Genomic DNA, 17,310 nt, shown 5'->3' with positions numbered 1-17,310 from the left:
GAGGGGCTCGTTGTTCTCGGTTGGCGCTTGCCTGTCTTGCATGTTCGCACCGGCTTCGGGCAGGGGCAATGCCCGGCCGACCCGGAAGGCAGCCCCCGGACATGCAGAGGTCGTTTCGGGAATGGCCCCGGCATCCTGCCGGGGCCGCTCACAGGCGGTCGGACAGCTTAGGCGGCGACGCTGCCGTGGGGGTCGATAACGAATTTCTTGGCCGCGCCGCCGTCGAAGTCGGCGTAGCCCTGCGGGGCTTCATCCAGGGTGATCATCTGGACGTTGACCGCATCGGCGATCTTGACCTTGCCGAACAGGATCGCCTGCATCAGCGGGCGATGGTAGTGCATCACCGGGCACTGGCCGGTATGGAAGGAGTGAGACTTGGCCCAGCCGAGGCCGAATTGCATGCTCAGCGCGCCATGCTTGGCGGCGTCGTCGACAGCGCCCGGATCTTCGGTCACGTAGAGGCCCGGGATACCGATCTGGCCACCGGCACGGGTCAGCTGCATCGCCGAGTTCAGTACGGTGGCCGGTGCTTCCTTGCCGTGGTTGCAGCCACAGGCATGGGCTTCGAAGCCGACGCAGTCGACGAAGCAGTCGACTTCACGCTCGCCGAGGATGACCTCGAGCTTGTCGGCCATGTCGCCATCCTGGGTCAGGTCGAGGGTTTCGCAACCGAAGCTCCTCGCCTGGGCCAGACGGTCTTCGATCATGTCACCGACGATGACGCAGGCTGCCCCGAGCAACTGGGCGGAGACCGCCGCGGCCAGGCCCACGGGGCCGGCGCCGGCGATATAGACGGTGCTGCCCGGCCCGACCCCGGCAGTGACACAGCCGTGGAAGCCGGTGGGGAAGATGTCCGAGAGCAGGGTCAGGTCGCGGATCTTCTCCATGGCCTGGTCGGCGTCCGGGAACTTCAGCAGATTGAAGTCCGCGTAGGGCACCATGACGTATTCGGTCTGGCCACCGACCCAGCCGCCCATGTCGACGTAGCCGTAGGCCGCGCCGGGCCGCGCCGGGTTGACGTTCAGGCAGATGCCGGTGCGGCCCTCCTTGCAGTTGCGGCAGCGGCCGCAGGCGATGTTGAACGGCACAGAGACCAGGTCGCCGGGCTTGATGAACTCGACGTCGCGGCCGCACTCGACCACCAGGCCGGTGATCTCGTGGCCCAGCACCAGACCGGAGGGCGCGGTGGTGCGGCCGCGCACCATATGCTGGTCGCTGCCACAGATGTTGGTGGTGACGACTTTCAGGATCACGCCGTGGTCGCATTTGCGATTGCCGAGGGCAAGTTCCGGATAGGCGATGGATTCGACGGCGACCTCACCAGGACCCTTGTAGACGACTCCGCGGTTGGCTGCACTCATGGCTGGCTTCCTCTGTCTTGTTGTCGGGGGCGGCGCAAACGCCACTCAGAGAGTTTACCGGCACTACTCACCGGAATGTTCCCCGATGAGTCATCGCTATGCTCAAACACGACATCCCCTTCAGCATGATTAATCGCGTGTGCGGGTGGATAGCCGGAGGTCGTTTTCACGACACACCCCTTTCCCGGCAGGCCCAACAATGCGCAGGCCCGGGCATGCCGGAGCATCCCCGGGGCCAACAACAACACTCGAGGACCCCCTATGACGAGCGATGATGACCCGATCCTGTCCCCCGGACAGGACAATACTCAGATCCTGGGGCTGGATTTCCACCACCCCGTCTTTCCCCTCTCGGCGCTGGCCATCCTGGCCTTCATTGTCTACGCGCTGGTCTATCCCGATGCCGCCAACACCCAGCTGACCAGCGCCCGGGGCTGGTCCATCGAGCACTTCGACTGGCTGTTCATGATCGCCGGCAACCTCTTCGTGCTGTTGTGCATCGTGCTGATCGTGATGCCGGTGGGCCGGATTCGCCTCGGCGGCGACGGGGCCCGGCCGGAGTACTCGACCACCTCCTGGTTCGCCATGCTGTTCGCGGCGGGCATGGGCATCGGCCTGATGTTCTGGAGCGTGGCCGAACCGGTGGCCTACTACACCGACTGGTACGGCACCCCGCTCAATGCCGAGGCACACACCCCGGCCGGGGCCAGTGCGGCCATGGGCGCCACCATGTTCCACTGGGGCCTGCACCCCTGGGCGATCTACGGCGTGGTCGGCCTGTCGCTGGCCTTCTTCGCCTACAACCGCGGCCTGCCGCTGACCCTGCGTTCGGCCTTCACACCGATCCTCGGCGAGCGGGTGCGTGGCTGGTTCGGCCATGTCATCGACATCGTCGCGGTGCTGGCGACCATCTTCGGCCTGGCCACCTCGCTGGGCTTCGGCGCCTCCCAGGCGGCGGGCGGCCTCAACTACCTGTTCGATGTCCCCAACACCATCGGCACCCAGCTCGCCATCATCGTCGGCGTCACCGTGGTCGCGCTGTTCTCGGTGTGGCGGGGCATCGACGGCGGGGTGAAGCTGTTCTCCAACATCAACATGGTGATCGCCCTCGCGCTGCTGCTCTTCGTGGTCATCACCGGCTCCACCCTGCTGTTCCTCAACGGACTGTGGAACACCACCCTGGCCTATGTCAGCCATATCGTGCCGCTCTCCAACTGGATCGGTCGCGACGACACCACCTGGTACCACGGCTGGACGGTGTTCTACTGGGCCTGGTGGATCTCCTGGTCGCCCTTCGTCGGCATGTTCATCGCCCGGGTCTCGCGTGGGCGCACGGTGCGCGAGTTCCTGACCGCCGTGCTGGTGGTACCGACCCTGGTCACCATCGTCTGGATGAGCGCCTTCGGCGGCACCGCCCTGGCTCAGTCCGCCGCCGGCGTCGGCGAGCTGGCCAACGGCATCAGCGACGTCTCCCTGGCGATGTTCCAGATGCTCGAGCACCTGCCGCTGACCACCTTGACCTCCAGCCTGGCGATCCTGTTGGTGCTGATCTTCTTCATCACCTCCTCGGACTCCGGCTCGCTGGTGATCGACAACATCACCGCCGGCGGCAAGACCGATGCGCCCCGCAGCCAGCGTGTCTTCTGGGCCACCCTGGAGGGAGTGATCGCCGGCATCCTGCTCTACGGCGGCGGTGACACCGCGCTGGGCGCCCTGCAGGCCGGTGCGGTGGCCACCGGCCTGCCCTTCACCCTGATCCTGCTGGTGATGGCCTACAGCCTGGTCAAGGGCCTGATGGAGGAGCAGCGTGGCCTGGTGATGACCAGGGTGAGCGACTGATTTCGCTCGTCCTGGCACAGAAGCCTCAGCCCGACACGCAGCGGCCCCGGCATTGCCGGGGCCGCTGCGTGTCGGGCCTCACTCGACGGCCCCCCCAGCGTGACGCTCTCTGGGACTCGACCTCGAGGAGGCGAGCGGGCATCGTAGTGCTCTCCCTTCTGGCCACTCGTCGGACACCCATACGCCTGTCGAAGACGCCACGGAGAGACGACCCGATCGAGAGTTCATGGCCATCGAGGCCGAGGAGGTACCACCGATGTCGAACCGTTCCACCCGATTCCTGTGCCTGGCCGGCCTGTTGTCGCTGCTGGCCCTGGCGCCCCATGCCTTCGCCCAGCAAGCCCCGCCGGGGGCCGCCGACGCCGATGTCACCACCGAGCAGTTCCGTGACTGGGAGGTGGTCTGCCCCAGCGAGGGCGGCGGCAACTGCACGATGTACCAGGTGGTCAACCACCCGGAGGGCGACCAGCCCCTGATGCAGGTGGTCGTGACGTATCCGCCGCAGCTCGACGGCCCGGCGATGACCTTCCTGCTGCCGCTGGGCGTGCATCTCGCCTCGGGCCTGCAATTGAGCGTGGACGGCGTCGAGCCTGCCCAGTTCCCCTACCAGGCCTGCCTGCAGCAGGGCTGCCGTGCCGACCTTCCCGTCGAGCCGGCCCTGCTCGAGGCATTGCGCAGTGGCAGCACGGCCACGCTGAGCCTGATCGATCCCCGTGGCGATCGCATGGATCTGGACATCTCCCTGATGGGCTTCACCGACGCCCAGGGCCGTATCGCCCGCTGACGCTGGAGCATGCCCTGCACACACGACAGCCCCGGCACGCTGGCCGGGGCTGTCGTCGCTTGGCATGCCGAGTCGTGACTAGCGCAACACGCCCTCCTCCCCGAGCAGCTTGAGGATGGCCTCGGCGCCCTGCTCCGCCGAGACGCCCTCCAGCACCTGGCCGCTGCCACCCTCCGCCTTGGCGGCGGCGGCCTTGAAGCGATCCCGGGCCGAGGCGGCCTTGACGATCTTCAGGCGCTTGGGGCGCTTGCGGGCCGGCGCCAGCCGCCACTCGGCCAGCTCCCGATCGGGCTCGGCGGGGACCGAGGTCGCCTCGAGCTCGGCCCGGCGGGCCGGGCCGAAGGCGCTCTGGCGCGCCACCGGGGCCGCCCCATCCACGCTGACGATGGCCGGCAGGCGTACCTTGAGGCGCCGCCGCTGGCCCCGGGGCAGGGCCTGCAACAGGGTCGCCACGCCGTTCTCGACCTTTTCCACCGCGGCCAGGCCATTGACCAGCGGCCAGCCCAGGCGCTCGGCCAGGGCATAGGGCAAGAGTCCCGAGCCTTCGCCGCGCTCCGCCCGGGCGCCGGTGATCACCAGCTGCGGCGGCGCCGCGGCCAGGTGCTCGACCAGAGCCGGGATGGCATCGCTGCCCTCGGCCTGCTCCAGCAGCGTCAGGCTCTCCAGCCCCATGCCCAGGTAGCCGCGCAGCGCCGCTTCGCTCTCCTCGCCGCGCGGGCCGGCATGCAACAGGCTGACCCGGCTGCCGGGCAACTGGCGCCCCAGGCCCAGGGCCAGCTCCAGGCCCCGGGCATCCTGATCGGCGCGGCGGGCGCGCCCGGTGATGGGGTGGCGACCCACCGAGACCAGTACCGCCACCTCGACTCCCTGCTGTTCAGGCCGCATCGCGCTGCCCTCCTCGCTGCTGTTCCACCTTGGCCACCAGGGCGGCGAGGATCTCGCCGCTGTCGCCGATCACCGCCAGGTCGGCGCGCTTGATCATGTCGCATCCGGGGTCGAGGTTGATGGCCACCACCTTGTCGCAGCTCTGGATGCCCTGCAGGTGCTGGATGGCCCCCGAAATGCCCACCGCCAGGTAGACCCGGGCGGTGACCCAGGTGCCGGTGGCCCCCACCTGACGGTCTCGTGCCATAAAGCCGTCATCGACAGCCACGCGGGAGGCACCCTCGGTGGCCCCCAGCACCCTGGCGGCATGATGGAAGCCGTCCCAATCCTTGACGCCGTTGCCGGCGGAGAGGATGAACTCCGCCTCGGCGAGCGCCACCCCGGCGGGATCCACCGCCACCTGGCCCAGGTCCTCGATCCGCGAGAAGGCGCTGGGAATCGCCTCCGCCAGGTTCAGAGGCTCGGCGGCATGACGGGTCTCGTCCACCGGCTCGGAGCACTCGGCCAGGGCCAGGGCGACCCGCGGCAAGGGGCGCTGGATATCCAGGCTCTCCGCCGCGCCGCGGGCGGTACAGCGCCAACCCAGCGGCGCCTCGCCATCGGCCTCGATCTGCCAGACGCCGGTGGCGGGGCGCTCGCCCAGGCGCAGCGCCAGGCGCCGCCCCAGGTCGGCCCCGCCCAGGGGCGAGTCGGGCAGCAGCCAGTGATGCGGCGCCAGCTCCCGCTCCACGGCGGCGAGCGCCGCCAGGCGCGCCTCGGGGGCGAAGCCGGCATAGGCGTCGTCGGTGAGGTGCAGCAGGCGATCGATGCCCGCCTCGCCGAAGCCCTCCTCCTTGTGCTCGCCGAACACCACGGCCAGCACGGCACCGGGGCGCTCGGGGTCGGCATCCGCCAGGCGCCGGGCCAGGCCCAGCAGGTCCTTGTCGTGGCCGGATAGACGCCCGCCGGAGAGCTCCGGCACCACCGCCACCAGGAAGGCGGGATCCTCGATGGTGACGTTGCGACGGCTATCCTGGGCCGCCTGGCGGGCAGCGCCCGCGGCCTGGCCACCCTGCTGGGCGCCGCTGCGGTCGATACGCTTGACGCCATTGGGGCCGATAAAGCCGATGGCATGGGGGTTCTTGCGAATCACCCCGTTGGGCCCCAGCCACTCGCTGGCGGCCCCGCCCCCCTGCTCGGCGAGCACGCTGAGGTGCTCGGGATGCAGGCGATTACGGGCGATCCACTCGCGACGTGGATCGCGGCGACGAATCTCGCTCATCAGATCACCTCCTCGGCCTGGGGCCGGTGGGTCGCGCCTGCGGCGGGACGCGCCACCAGGGCATCGGCCACCAGCTCGGCGATATCGCGCACCTCGGCGGTGGCATCCACCACGCCCTCCAGCATGGCGGTGCACTGGGGACAGCCCACCGCCACCAGCTCGGCGCCGGTCTCCTTGACGTCGTTCATGCGCATATCGGGAATCCGCCGCTCGCCGGGAATATCGGTGATCGGCGCCCCGCCGCCACCGCCGCAGCAACGCGAGCGGAAGCCGGAGCGTTCCATCTCCTTGACCTCGATGCCAAGCGCCTTGAGCACGTTGCGCGGCGCCTCGTACTCGCCGTTGTAGCGGCCGAGATAGCAGGGGTCGTGATAGGTGACATTGCCGCCCTTCCAGGGCGCGAAGGCCAGCCGGCCGGCGTCATACAGTTCGGCGATAAAGGTGCTGTGGTGACGCACCTCATAGTTGCCGCCCAGCTCGCCGTACTCGTTGCCCAGCACATGGAAGCTGTGGGGGTCACAGGTGACGATGCGCTGGAAGCGGTACTGGGCCAGGGTGGCGATATTGCGCTTGGCCAGGGACTGGAAGGTCGCCTCGTCGCCCAGGCGCCGCGCCACGTCGCCGCTGTCGCGCTCCTCGTTGCCCAGCACCGCGAACTCCACCTCGGCGGCGCGCAGCACCTTGACCAGGGCGCGCAGGGTGCGCTGGTTACGCATATCGAAGGCCCCGTCGCCCAGCCACAGCAGCACCTCGGCCTGCTTGACGTCGGCCATCAGCGGCAGGTTGAGGTCCGCCGCCCAGTGCAGCCGCGAGCCCGGATCGAAGCCGCCGGGGTTGTCGGTGGCGATCAGGTTGTCGAGCACCTCGGCGCCCTTGTTGGGCGTATTGCCGTGCTCCAGGGTCAGGTGGCGGCGCATATCGACGATGGCATCGACGTGCTCGATCATCATCGGGCACTCCTCCACGCAGGCGCGGCAGGTGGTGCAGGACCACAGGGTCTCGGCATCCACCAGGGCCTTGCCCTCCCGGGCCACGATGGGCCCATGGGGAGAACCAAAATGCTCGCCCACCGGCTTGCCGGGATAAGGGGAGCCGGCATAGGCGGCATCGCTGCCGCCGGCCAGGCCCACCACCATGTCCTGGATCAGCTTCTTGGGGTTGAGCGGCTGGCCGGCGGCGAAGGCCGGGCACACCGCCTCACAGCGACCGCACTGCACGCAGGCATCGAAGCCCAGCAACTGGTTCCAGGTGAAGTCGCTGGGCGTCTCGACGCCCAGGGGCGCCGCCTCGTCGTCCAGGTCCAGCGCCTTGAGGCCGGTGGAGCGGTTGCCCTCACCGAAGCGCTCGGCGCGACGGTGGAAGGCCAGGTGCAGGGCGCCGGCGAAGGCGTGCTTCATGGGCCCGCCCCAGGTCATGCCGAAGACCATCTCGCCCAGCCCCCAGACCACCACGGCGGCCAGCAGCAGCGCCAGCAGCCAGTGGCCGAAGTCGGCAGGCAGCAGGCCCACCGCCGGCAGGGTGATGGCAAAGACGCTCAGGGAGAAGGCCATCAGGCTCTTGGGCAGGCGCATCCAGGGGCCCTTGGAGAGCCGCGCGGGCGGGTTGCGGCGGCGCCGGGCCACGAACAGGCTGCCCACGAACATGGTGGCGCTGGCCGCCAGCAGCAGCCAGCCCAGCACGCCCTGGGCCAGGCCCAGGCCATGCACCAGGATCATCAGCACGGCGGCGGCCACGAAGCCACCGGCGGTGGCCACGTGGGTATTGGACATCACCTTGTCGCGCCCCACCACATGGTGCAGGTCCACCAGGTAGCGGCGCGGCATGGCCGCCAGCCCCTTGAGCAGCGGCACGGCAGAGGGCCGCCCCTGGCGCCACAGGCGGACACGCCGCCAGGCGCCGATCACCGCCAGGCCCAGGGCGGCGAAGATCAGGATCGGCAAGAGCGTCTCGAGCATGGTACTCACCTCATGTCTGGAACAACTAGCTTGAGCGACGGGGCTGCTCCGGCGACAGACCTCTGCGAGGGCGCTGTGAACCCGTCCCTGGGCGCTACATTTGCCATCCATGGCAAATGACCCTCGCTACGGCCTGCCCCCGGCGCCCGCATCTCCGGCTTCGCGCTCGAGTTAAAAGTCCTTGCAGATCCGCAGGGCGTCGTAGATGGCCGCGTGGGTGTTACGCGGCGCCGTGCAGTCGCCCAGGCGGAACAGCAGGAAGCCGTCCCCCGCCTCGCTCAGGCAGGGCTGGGGCTGGATGGCGTAGAGCGCCTCCAGATCCACCTGCCCCTTGTTGCGGGACTGCTCCTTGAGGGCGTAGTAGAGGGCCTCGTCGGGACGCACGCCGTTCTCCACCACCACCTGGTCGACCACGCGCTCCTCCAGGGCGCCGGTGTATTCGTTCTCGAGCACCGCCACCAGGCCGTCGCCCTCCCGGTAGACCTTGTGCAGCAGCAGGTCGGAGGACATGATCACCTCCTTCTCGTAGAGGCTGCGGTAGTAGGTCGGGAAGGTGGTCCCCCCCACCGCGGCACCCGGCTTGATATCGTCGGTGACGATCTCGACCTTGGCGCCCTTGTCGGCCAGGTAGTCCGCTGCCGAGAGCCCGGAGAACTCGCAGATGGTGTCGTAGATCAGCACGTTCTTGCCCGGGGCCACCTTGCCGTTGAGCACGTCCCAGGTGCTGACCACCAGGCTCTCCTCGGGATTCTCGGAGTAGCCCCACTGCGGATCCTGCTCCAGGAAGGGATGACCGCCGGTGGCCAGCACCACGATATCCGGGCGCAGGTCGAGCAGGGTCGCCTCGTCGGCACGGGTGCCCAGGCGCAGGTCCACGTTCAAGCGCGCCAGCTCCAGCTGATACCAGCGGGTGATGCCGGCGATCTGGTCGCGCTGCGGGGCCTGGGCGGCGATGGTGATCTGCCCGCCGAGGGCCTCGGCGGCCTCGAACAGGGTCACCTCGTGGCCGCGCTCGGCGGCGACGCGGGCCGCCTCCATGCCGCCGGGGCCACCGCCCACCACCACGACCTTGCGCTTGGGCCCTTCGCTCTTCTCGATGATATGCGGCAGGCCCATGTACTCGCGGGAGGTGGCGGCGTTCTGGATGCACAGCACGTCGAGGCCCTGGTACTGGCGGTCGATGCAGTAGTTGGCGCCCACGCACTGCTTGATCTGGTCGATCTGGCCCATCTTGATCTTGGCGATCAGGTGCGGGTCGGCGATATGCGCCCGGGTCATGCCCACCAGGTCCACATAGCCGCCTTCCAGGATGCGCTGGGCCTGGTTAGGGTCCTTGATGTTCTGGGCGTGGATCACCGGCACGCTGACCACTTCCTTGATGCCCGCCGCCAGGTGCAGGAAGGGCTCCGGCGGGTAGGACATGTTGGGAATGACGTTGGCCAGGGTGTTGTGGGTGTCGCAGCCGGAGCCGACCACGCCGAAGAAGTCCACCTGGCCGGTGGCATCGTAGTAGGCGGCGATCTGCTTCATGTCCTCGTGGGAGAGGCCGTCCGGGTGGAACTCGTCACCGCAGATGCGCATGCCCACCACGAAGTCGTCGCCGACCTCGGCGCGCACCGCCTTGAGCACTTCCATGCCGAAGCGCATGCGGTTTTCGAAGCTGCCGCCCCACTGGTCCTCGCGCTTGTTGACCCGCGGGCTCCAGAACTGGTCGATCAGGTGCTGGTGCACGGCGGAGAGCTCGACGCCGTCGAGGCCGCCTTCCTTGGCCCGGCGTGCGGCCTGGGCGAAGTCGCCGATGATGCGCCAGATCTCCTCCTCCTCGATGGTCTTGCAGGTGGAGCGGTGCACCGGCTCGCGGATGCCGGAGGGCGACAGCAGGGTCGACCAGTCGTAGCCGTCCCAACGCGAGCGGCGCCCCATATGGGTGATCTGGATCATGATCTTGCCGCCGTGCTTGTGCACGGCATCGGCGAGGTTCTGGAAGTGCGGGATGATCCGGTCGGTGGAGAGGTTCACCGAGCTCCACCAGCCCTGGGGGCTGTCGATGGAGACCACCGAGGAGCCGCCGCAGATGCACAGGCCGCAGCCCCCCTTGGCCTTCTCCTCGTAGTACTTGACGTAGCGGTCGGTGGTCATGCCGCCGTCGGTGGCATGCACCTCGGCGTGGGCGGTGCTGACGACCCGGTTACGGATGGTGAGCTTGCCGATCTCGATCGGCTGGAAGATCGCGTCGAATGCCATGGTTCTCTCTCCTCGTCCCCGGGATTAGTGGGCGGCGCCGGTCAGCGGCTTGGTCTCGAAATAGCCCACCTCGCAGCCTTCCTCGGCGGCGCTCTGGGTCTGCTCGGCGACGGTACGCAGGCTGCTGCCGCGGGCAGCGAGGATCTGATCCATGGCCCCGGCGAACCAGCCGGTGAACATGTACTCCACCTTGCGACCGACCTTGCCCAGCTGGTAGACGAAGGCGCTATGCTCCAGGCGCACCCGGCAGGTACCCGCCTCGAGGTCGATGGCCTCGGTGATGAACTTTCCCCAGCCGCGCTGGGAGAGCCGCGTCATGTAGTGTTCGAAGACGTCCACGCCCTCGAGGCCATGGCATTCGGCCTCCTTCTCGCACCAGTGCCAGGCGCTCTTGTAGCCGGCGTGGTAGAGGATCTCGGCGTATTTCTCTGCGCCCAGGGCCTCTTCGACGGCGACATGGTTGTTGATGAAGAAGTGCCGCGGCACATAGAGCATCGGCAGGGCGTCGGTGGTCCAGACACCGGTCTCGGTGTCCACGTCGATGGGCAGTTCGGGGGCCATCTTGGTCACGGTGGTAGTCCTCTAAACTCGTTGTTCTTGGCCGTCAGTCGACAGGGGCTTTCCGGCGGCAGGCCTGCCGCCGGCGCCCCCCTCGGGCGATGCAAAGTGGGAAGGGTGTTATCAGTCGCCCCAGACGTCTTTCAGCACGCGCACCCAGTTCTCGCCCATGATCTTCCTCACCTGGGACTCGCTGAAGCCGCGGCGCAGCAGCGCCTCGGTGAGATTGGGGAACTCGCCGATGGTGCGGATGCCCTCGGGGTTGATGATCTTGCCGAAGCGGGTCAGGCGGCGGGCATAGCCCTTGTCGTGGGTGAGCCACTCGAAGAAGTTCTGGTCGTGGCCCTGGGTGAAGTCGGTGCCGATGCCGATGGCGTCCTCGCCGACGATGTTCATCACGTACTCGATCGCCTCGACGTAGTCGTCGACGGTGGCATCGATGCCGGCACGCAGGAAGGGGGTGAACATGGTCACGCCGACGAAGCCGCCGCGATCGGCGATGAACTTGAGCTCGGCGTCGGACTTGTTGCGCGGGTGCTCCTTGAGCCCGGAGGGCAGGCAGTGGGAGTAGCAGACCGGCTTGGTGGAGGCCTCGATCACCTCGGTGGAGGTCTTCTCGCCGACATGGGAGAGGTCGCACATGATGCCGACGCGGTTCATCTCGGCGACGATCTCGCGGCCGAAGCCGGAGAGGCCACCGTCGCGCTCGTAGCAGCCGGTGCCCACCAGGTTCTGGGTGTTGTAGCACATCTGCACGATGCCCACGCCGAGCTGCTTGAAGACCTCGACGTAGCCGATCTGGTCCTCGAAGGCATGGGCGTTCTGGAAACCGTAGAGGATGCCGGTCTTGCCCTCCTCCTTGGCCCGGGTGATGTCGGCGGTGGTGCGCACCGGACGCACCAGGTCGCTGCACTCGGCCATCAGGGTGTTGGACTTGACGATGTTGTCCACGGTGGCCTGGAACCCTTCCCACACCGAGACGGTGCAGTTGGCGGCGGTGAGGCCACCGCGCCGCATGTCCTCGAACAGCTCGCGGTTCCACTTGGCGATGATCAAGCCATCGATGACGATGGCGTCGTCGTGCAGCTCTCTGGGGGTCATGTCGGGGGCTCCGGGGTTGTGAACGACTTGCCGGCAGCATAGCCCCGGCTCACCCCGGTCCGGCGCTTGGAAGCGACGGGGAGAATTCCAAAAACGTCATCGCTGTCGCGATCGCGACGATAGTCATGGGCAAGAGCGAAAATAGTGCTAGAGCTGTTCCAGGTAGGCGATGCCGCCCAGGTTGTTCATCTGCTGGCGGATCCAGGCGCTGCGTCGCTCCACGTGGGGAGCGGGGCGGGCGGCGTCCCAGCCTCGCGGATTGGGCAGGATGGCGGCCAGGCGGCTGGCCTGGTGGGCAGTGAGCTGGTCCGCCGAGACGCCGAAATAGTGCTGGGCGGCGGCCTGCAGACCGAAGACGCCGTGATCCCACTCGACGATATTGAGATAGACCTCGAGGATGCGCTCCTTGGGCCACAGCGTCTCGATCAGCAGGGTGAACCAAGCCTCCAGGCCCTTGCGCAACCAGCTGCGTCCGGTCCACAGGAAGAGGTTCTTGGCGGTCTGCTGGCTGATGGTGCTGGCCCCGCGCAGGCGGTTGCCGTTGCGGCTGGCTTCCCAGGCGCGACGCATCTCGTCGACATCGAAGCCATGGTGCCTCGGGAAACGCTGATCCTCGGCGGCGATCACCGCCAGCTTGGCATGGTCTGAGAGCGCCTCCCGGGCGCGCCACTGGTGCTCGATGCGGATCGGCTCACCGGCCACCCAGGACTGCACCTTGCGCTCGACCATCACCATGGAGCCGAATACCGGCAGCACCCGGAACAGCAGCACCAGCAGCAGCGAGAGCCCCACGAAGCCGAGCAGCATCAACGCCAGCAGGCGTCCTGCCCGGTGCCATGGCACGATCATCGCGTCGGGGCCTCGCAAGGGGGAAAACCGGATGGCCGCGGGATGACGGCAAACCGCATCAAGCCCTCCTCATGGCTTCAACCGCACGCTGGCATAGGTGGGCTCGCCCCGCGCCTGGTCGAGGGCGACCACGGCGCTGGAGACCGGCTCCAGCGGCACGGCCTCGAAGGACGCGTCCTGCAACAGGGGCGCCGCCCCCTTCTCCATGGCCACCGGCGAGAGGTTGATCGTGCCGCTGCCCAGCCGCTCGTCGCGGGGCGGCATGCCGAAGAACTCCCGGTAGCACTTGGAGAAGTGCGGCGTCGAGACGAAGCCGCAGGCCGAAGCCACCTCGATGATCGACATCGTGGTCTGCTTGAGCAGTTGGCGGGCCCGGGTCAGGCGCAGCTTGAGGTAGTAGCGCGACGGCGAGCAGTGCAGGTATTTCTGGAACAGCCGCTCCAGCTGGCGGCGGGAGACGTCCACGTAGTCGGCCAGTTCGTCGAGGCCGATGGGCTCTTCCAGGTTGGCCTCCATCAGGGCGACGATCTCCAGCAGCTTGGGCTGGGTCGTACCCAGCACGTGCTTGAGCGGCACCCGCTGGTGGTCATGCTCATTGCGCACCCGGTCGCAGATGAACATCTCCGAGATCCCGGCGGCGAGTTCCCGGCCGTGGTCGCGACCGATCAGGGTGAGCATCATGTCGAGCGGCGCCGTGCCCCCCGAGGCCGAGGCCCGGTCGCGGTCGATGGAGAACAGCCGGGTGGTCAGCACCACCCGTGGGAAGGCCTCCTGTATGGCGGCCAGGCACTCCCAGTGGATGCTGGTCTCGTAGCCGTCCAGCAGCCCGGCCTTGGCCAGGGCCCAGCTGCCGGTGCAGATGGCACCGAGCCGCCGGGAAAGCCGCGCCTGGGCCTGCAACCAGGCCACGTGCTCGCGCTGCACGCTGCGATTCGGCCCGACACCACCGCAGACGACCACCATGTCCAGCGTCAGCGGAACCGAGATCGCCACATCCGGGGTCACCTGCAGGCCGTCGCTGGCCCTGACCGGCTCGCCGTCGACGCTCAGGGTGTACCAGCGGTAGAGCTCACGGCCGGCCAACTGGTTGGCCATGCGCAACGGCTCGATGGCGGAAGCGAGAGAAATGAGCGTGAAGTTGTCCAGCAGGAGAAAACCGAGGGTCTGTGTCCTGTCATGTTCAGCAGGGGCTCGAGGATCGTCTTTCATCGTCATCCCTCCACACCCCGACGCCCCGTGGGGGCCGGTGTCACGGAAGTCAAGGTTGTCATTGTCTGCAGAAGGCCATGGTCATGCCGGTGATCCCGGCCCCACTGGCTGCCACCTGCAATACTGCAGATAGTTGCATGCCATTGGGGGGAACACAATCGTTCGATGCCCCGTCACCGGGACACTATCACCGCCGCGCCGGCACCATCGCGATGCCGGCGCGGAATATCCGACCCCGCCCCCTCAGCCCTTGTTCAGGTGCTCGGCATGATAACGCAGGTGGTCCTCGATGAAGGAGGCGATGAAGAAGTAGCTGTGGTCATAGCCGGGTTGTCGTCGCAGCGTCAGCGGATGCTCATGCTCGGCACACACCGCCTCCAGGCGCTCGGGCCTGAGCTGCTCCTCGAGGAAGTCGTCCGCCTCGCCCTGATCGACGAACAGCGGCTGGCTCGAGGCCCCCCGTGCCACCAGCTCGCAGGCGTCGTATTGGGTCCAGCTGCCGGCGTCGTCGCCCAGGTAACCGGAGAAGGCCTTCTGGCCCCAGGGGCACTGGGTCGGATTGACGATCGGTGAGAAGGCCGACACCGAGCGGTAGTGACCGGGCCGGCGCAGGGCCATGATCAGGGCGCCATGGCCACCCATGGAGTGGCCGCTGATCGATTCGCGGCCGTTGACCGGGAAGTGCTGCCGTACCACCGACGGCAGCTCCTCGGTCACGTAGTCATACATGCGGTAGTGCTGCTTCCAGGGTTCCCGGGTGGCATTGACGTAGAAGCCAGCGCCGGAGCCGAAGTCATAGCTGTCATGCTCGCCGGGCAGGTCGGTGCCCCGGGGGCTGGTGTCCGGGCAGACGATGGCGATGCCCAGTTCCGCGGCGAGGCGGTGGGCACCGGCCTTCTGCATGAAGTTCTCGTCGGTGCAGGTCAGCCCGGAGAGCCACCACAGCAGCGGGACGCGCCGGGTCTCCGCCTGGGGCGGCAGGAAGATGGCGAACACCATCTCGCAATCCAGCGCCCGGGAACGGTGGCGGTAGCGCTTGTGCCAACCACCGAAACTCTTGTTGGCCGACACCAGCTCGAGGTTTTCCATCATGGTCATGGCGATCGCCCCTCAGTAATGGAGCACGCTGCGGATGCTCTTGCCCGCGTGCAGCAGCTCGAAGGCCTCGTTGATCTGCTCGAAGGGCAGGTCATGGGTGATGAAGTCGTCGATGTTGATCTCGCCGTTCATGTAGCGCTCCACATAGCCCGGCAGCTCGGTGCGCCCCTTGACCCCGCCGAACGCCGAGCCCTTCCACACCCGCCCGGTGACCAGCTGGAACGGCCGCGTGGAGATCTCCTCGCCGGCCCCGGCCACGCCGATGATCACCGACTCGCCCCAGCCCTTGTGGCAACACTCCAGCGCCGAGCGCATCACGTTGACGTTGCCGATGCACTCGAAGGAGTAGTCGACCCCGCCGTCGGTCAGGTCGACGATCACCTGCTGGATCGGGTCGGCGTGGTCCTTGGGGTTGACGAACTCGGTGGCACCGAACTGGCGCGCCAGCTCGAACTTGTCCGGGTTGACGTCGATGGCGATGATCCGTGACGCCTTGGCCATCACCGCGCCCTGGATCACCGCCAGGCCGATGGCGCCGAGGCCGAACACCGCTACGGTCGAGCCCGGCTCCACCTTGGCGGTGTTGAGCACCGCGCCGATGCCGGTGGTCACGCCGCAGCCGAGCAGGCAGATCTTGTCCAGCGGCGCTTCCCGGGAGACCTTGGCCAGCGATACCTCGGGCAGCACGGTGTACTCCGAGAAGGTGGAGCAGCCCATGTAGTGGTGCAGCATCTTGCCGTCGAGCGAGAAGCGCGAGGTGCCATCGGGCATCAGGCCCTGGCCCTGGGTGGCGCGCACCGACTGGCACAGGTTGGTCTTGCCGGAAAGGCAGAACTTGCACTTGCCACACTCGGCGGTATAGAGCGGAATGACATGATCGCCGGGCTTGAGGCTGGTGACGCCTTCGCCCACCTCCTCGACGACCCCGGCGCCCTCATGGCCCAGCACCGAGGGGAAGAGCCCCTCCGGGTCGGCCCCGGAGAGGGTGAAGGCATCGGTGTGGCAGACGCTGGTGGCCGCGATGCGCACCAGCACCTCGCCGGCCCTGGGTCCCTCGACGTCGATCTCGGTCAGCTCGAGCGGCTGGCCCGCGGCCAGGGCGACGGCGGCGCGTGATTTCATGGGGACTCTCCTGATAATAGGCGTAGGGGGTAAAGGACACTCCTCAGTCTAGGTAACCGGGCGCCATGAGATAAACTGCACCAACTACACTACATTATTGCCAATGAGCAATAATCCACCCGCCCTGGAGCGCTGATGCAACGCTGGGATCGAATCGAAGCCTTCGTGGAGGTGGTCCGCCTCGGCACCTTCGCGGCGGCGGCAAGCCACCTCAAGGTCTCCAACTCCCATGTCAGCCGGCTGGTCAGCCAGCTGGAGAACCAGTTGGGTACCACTCTACTCTACCGTACCACGCGCCAGATCCGCCTGACCGATGCCGGCGCCCTCTACTACGAGCACTGCCATCACCTGTTCGACGGCTTCCGCGAGGCCGAGGCCGCCATCAACGACCTCCAGGCCCGACCGCGCGGGATACTCAAGCTGACCTCGGCCACTACCTTCGGCGAGCGCTTCATCGCACCGCTGATCAACGACTTCCTCTGCCTGCACCCCCAGCTCGAGGTGCGCATGCATTTCACCAACCGCCAGGTGGACATCATCGACGAGGGCTACGACATCGCCATTCGCATGGGCACGCTCAAGGACTCGACGCTGATCGCCCGGCGGATCTGCGAGCGGCGCGAATACGTGGTGGGTTCCCCGGCCTACTTCACGCGGATCTCGCAGCCCCATTCCCTCGCCGAACTGGCCCACCACCGCTGCCTGATCGGCTCCCGGGACCACTGGCGCTTCGATGTCGACGGCGTGCGCCGGGAAGTCCGCGTGGAGGGGGCCTGGGAGGCCAACTCCGGCCCGGCCCTGCTGGATGCCGCTCTCAAGGGGCTGGGGCTCGCCCAGTTGCCCGACTACTACGTGGAGGAGTACCTGGACAGCGGCGCGCTGGTGGCGGTGCTCGATGCCTATCGGCACAGCGATACGGCGGTGTGGGCGGTCTATCCCCGCCACCGCCACCGCTCGCCCAAGGTACGCCAGTTCATTGACTACCTGGTCGAGCATATCGCCGAGACGCTGCCGACTCAGCGCTGCACGGCCTGAGTGTCGTGA

Annotated in this window: 14 protein-coding genes; 3 read left to right on the top strand and 11 right to left on the bottom strand. The window is 67.7% G+C overall.

Going from position 1 to position 17,310, the window contains the following annotated elements; all coding sequences use genetic code 11:
* Positions 1 to 167: 167 nt before the first annotated feature.
* A complete protein-coding gene (fdhA, locus tag QLQ85_RS18580; RefSeq protein ID WP_282740348.1) occupies positions 168 to 1,361 on the bottom strand; it encodes a formaldehyde dehydrogenase, glutathione-independent in 1,194 nt (397 codons plus the stop codon).
* A gap of 261 nt (positions 1,362 to 1,622) precedes the next feature.
* On the opposite strand from fdhA, the gene QLQ85_RS18575 reads away from it, so the two are divergent.
* Complete coding sequence (locus tag QLQ85_RS18575; RefSeq protein ID WP_282740347.1) at positions 1,623 to 3,200, top strand: BCCT family transporter; 1,578 nt, start codon at positions 1,623 to 1,625, stop codon at positions 3,198 to 3,200.
* Between the two features lie 256 nt (positions 3,201 to 3,456).
* A complete protein-coding gene (locus QLQ85_RS18570) occupies positions 3,457 to 3,984 on the top strand; it encodes an invasion associated locus B family protein (RefSeq protein WP_282723375.1) in 528 nt (175 codons plus the stop codon).
* Positions 3,985 to 4,062: 78 nt separating this feature from the next.
* On the opposite strand, the gene etfB is transcribed toward QLQ85_RS18570, so the two are convergent.
* From etfB to QLQ85_RS18520, 10 genes are all read right to left on the bottom strand, one after another.
* The gene (gene etfB, locus QLQ85_RS18565; protein WP_282740346.1) at positions 4,063 to 4,869 is read right to left on the bottom strand and encodes an electron transfer flavoprotein subunit beta; all 807 of its coding nucleotides are present in this window, start codon (positions 4,867 to 4,869) and stop codon (positions 4,063 to 4,065) included.
* Positions 4,859 to 6,130 (bottom strand): electron transfer flavoprotein subunit alpha, encoded by a 1,272-nt coding sequence (etfA, locus tag QLQ85_RS18560; RefSeq protein ID WP_282740345.1) that lies wholly within the window; start codon positions 6,128 to 6,130, stop codon positions 4,859 to 4,861. The genes etfB and etfA overlap by 11 nt, the downstream gene beginning before the upstream one ends.
* Positions 6,130 to 8,085, bottom strand: a complete 1,956-nt coding sequence (locus tag QLQ85_RS18555) for a (Fe-S)-binding protein (protein ID WP_282740344.1) — start codon at positions 8,083 to 8,085, stop codon at positions 6,130 to 6,132. The genes etfA and QLQ85_RS18555 overlap by 1 nt, the downstream gene beginning before the upstream one ends.
* Before the next feature lie 171 nt (positions 8,086 to 8,256).
* Positions 8,257 to 10,329, bottom strand: a complete 2,073-nt coding sequence (gene dgcA / locus QLQ85_RS18550) for a dimethylglycine demethylation protein DgcA (protein WP_282740343.1) — start codon at positions 10,327 to 10,329, stop codon at positions 8,257 to 8,259.
* 24 nt (positions 10,330 to 10,353) lie between these two features.
* Complete coding sequence (locus QLQ85_RS18545; RefSeq protein WP_282740342.1) at positions 10,354 to 10,899, bottom strand: DUF5943 domain-containing protein; 546 nt, start codon at positions 10,897 to 10,899, stop codon at positions 10,354 to 10,356.
* A 111-nt stretch (positions 10,900 to 11,010) separates the two neighbouring features.
* Complete coding sequence (locus QLQ85_RS18540) at positions 11,011 to 11,988, bottom strand: dipeptidase (RefSeq protein WP_282740341.1); 978 nt, start codon at positions 11,986 to 11,988, stop codon at positions 11,011 to 11,013.
* A 147-nt stretch (positions 11,989 to 12,135) separates the two neighbouring features.
* A complete protein-coding gene (gene mtgA, locus QLQ85_RS18535; protein WP_282740340.1) occupies positions 12,136 to 12,837 on the bottom strand; it encodes a monofunctional biosynthetic peptidoglycan transglycosylase in 702 nt (233 codons plus the stop codon).
* 69 nt (positions 12,838 to 12,906) lie between these two features.
* Positions 12,907 to 14,046, bottom strand: coding sequence for a choline metabolism transcriptional regulator GbdR (gbdR, locus tag QLQ85_RS18530; RefSeq protein ID WP_282723367.1), 1,140 nt, complete (start codon positions 14,044 to 14,046; stop codon positions 12,907 to 12,909).
* A 243-nt stretch (positions 14,047 to 14,289) separates the two neighbouring features.
* Entirely contained in the window at positions 14,290 to 15,144 is an 855-nt protein-coding gene (gene fghA / locus QLQ85_RS18525; protein ID WP_282723366.1) for an S-formylglutathione hydrolase, read from the bottom strand.
* A 12-nt stretch (positions 15,145 to 15,156) separates the two neighbouring features.
* Complete coding sequence (locus QLQ85_RS18520; RefSeq protein ID WP_282740339.1) at positions 15,157 to 16,266, bottom strand: S-(hydroxymethyl)glutathione dehydrogenase/class III alcohol dehydrogenase; 1,110 nt, start codon at positions 16,264 to 16,266, stop codon at positions 15,157 to 15,159.
* 135 nt (positions 16,267 to 16,401) lie between these two features.
* On the opposite strand from QLQ85_RS18520, the gene QLQ85_RS18515 reads away from it, so the two are divergent.
* Complete coding sequence (locus tag QLQ85_RS18515) at positions 16,402 to 17,301, top strand: LysR family transcriptional regulator (RefSeq protein WP_282740338.1); 900 nt, start codon at positions 16,402 to 16,404, stop codon at positions 17,299 to 17,301.
* Positions 17,302 to 17,310: the final 9 nt, after the last annotated feature.

Source organism: Halomonas kalidii, from assembly GCF_030010475.1.
Lineage (GTDB): Bacteria > Pseudomonadota > Gammaproteobacteria > Pseudomonadales > Halomonadaceae > Halomonas > Halomonas heilongjiangensis.
The sequence above is the reverse complement of the archived record's forward strand: the minus strand, read 5'-3'. Positions and strand labels throughout refer to the sequence as shown.

Coding starts and splice junctions, on each gene's coding strand:
- etfB (WP_282740346.1), bottom strand. CDS start 4,869: ATGCGGCCTGAACAGCAGGGAGTCGAGGTGGCGGTACTGGTCTCGGTG.
- dgcA (WP_282740343.1), bottom strand. CDS start 10,329: ATGGCATTCGACGCGATCTTCCAGCCGATCGAGATCGGCAAGCTCACC.
- QLQ85_RS18575 (WP_282740347.1), top strand. CDS start 1,623: ATGACGAGCGATGATGACCCGATCCTGTCCCCCGGACAGGACAATACT.
- etfA (WP_282740345.1), bottom strand. CDS start 6,130: ATGAGCGAGATTCGTCGCCGCGATCCACGTCGCGAGTGGATCGCCCGT.
- QLQ85_RS18540 (WP_282740341.1), bottom strand. CDS start 11,988: ATGACCCCCAGAGAGCTGCACGACGACGCCATCGTCATCGATGGCTTG.
- gbdR (WP_282723367.1), bottom strand. CDS start 14,046: ATGAAAGACGATCCTCGAGCCCCTGCTGAACATGACAGGACACAGACC.
- fghA (WP_282723366.1), bottom strand. CDS start 15,144: ATGACCATGATGGAAAACCTCGAGCTGGTGTCGGCCAACAAGAGTTTC.
- QLQ85_RS18515 (WP_282740338.1), top strand. CDS start 16,402: ATGCAACGCTGGGATCGAATCGAAGCCTTCGTGGAGGTGGTCCGCCTC.
- QLQ85_RS18520 (WP_282740339.1), bottom strand. CDS start 16,266: ATGAAATCACGCGCCGCCGTCGCCCTGGCCGCGGGCCAGCCGCTCGAG.
- fdhA (WP_282740348.1), bottom strand. CDS start 1,361: ATGAGTGCAGCCAACCGCGGAGTCGTCTACAAGGGTCCTGGTGAGGTC.
- QLQ85_RS18570 (WP_282723375.1), top strand. CDS start 3,457: ATGTCGAACCGTTCCACCCGATTCCTGTGCCTGGCCGGCCTGTTGTCG.
- QLQ85_RS18555 (WP_282740344.1), bottom strand. CDS start 8,085: ATGCTCGAGACGCTCTTGCCGATCCTGATCTTCGCCGCCCTGGGCCTG.
- mtgA (WP_282740340.1), bottom strand. CDS start 12,837: ATGATCGTGCCATGGCACCGGGCAGGACGCCTGCTGGCGTTGATGCTG.